Source organism: Myxococcus sp. CA039A (genome assembly GCF_013336645.1).
GTDB lineage: Bacteria > Myxococcota > Myxococcia > Myxococcales > Myxococcaceae > Myxococcus > Myxococcus llanfairpwllgwyngyllgogerychwyrndrobwllllantysiliogogogochensis.
In genome coordinates, this window is the sequence record NZ_JABUMQ010000847.1 from 1 (window position 1) to 380 (window position 380).

General features: G+C 61.3%; 1 protein-coding gene. It reads right to left on the reverse strand.

Annotation, left to right across the window (positions count from 1 at the left end):
• A partial coding sequence (locus HR086_RS47905) for an ATP-binding protein (protein ID WP_254626793.1) occupies positions 1–291 on the reverse strand: 291 nt, incomplete at its 3' end.
• Positions 292–380: the final 89 nt, after the last annotated feature.

Sequence of the window (380 nt, forward strand, 5' to 3'; positions counted from 1 at the left end):
GTGCAGACGCGTGTAGACGATCTCGACCACCGGCACGCCCTCTTCGGGGTGGATGCCGACGGGAATGCCGCGCGCATCGTCTTCCACGCTCACGCTGCCGTCCCTGTGCAGCGTCACGGCAATCAGCTTGCCGTAGCCGCCCAACGCCTCGTCAGCGGAGTTGTCGATGACTTCCTGCACGATGTGCAGGGGATTGTCGGTGCGCGTGTACATGCCCGGCCGTTGCTTGACCGGTTCGAGGCCCTTGAGGACCTTGATCGACGATTCGCTGTATTGGGAGGTTTTGCTCATGGAAGGCGGAAAAACTGACCAGGCTTGGGTCTGTCCCCAAGCACCGGGAATGCAGCGCGCATTGTAAAGGAAGCTGTCCTCGACAATGC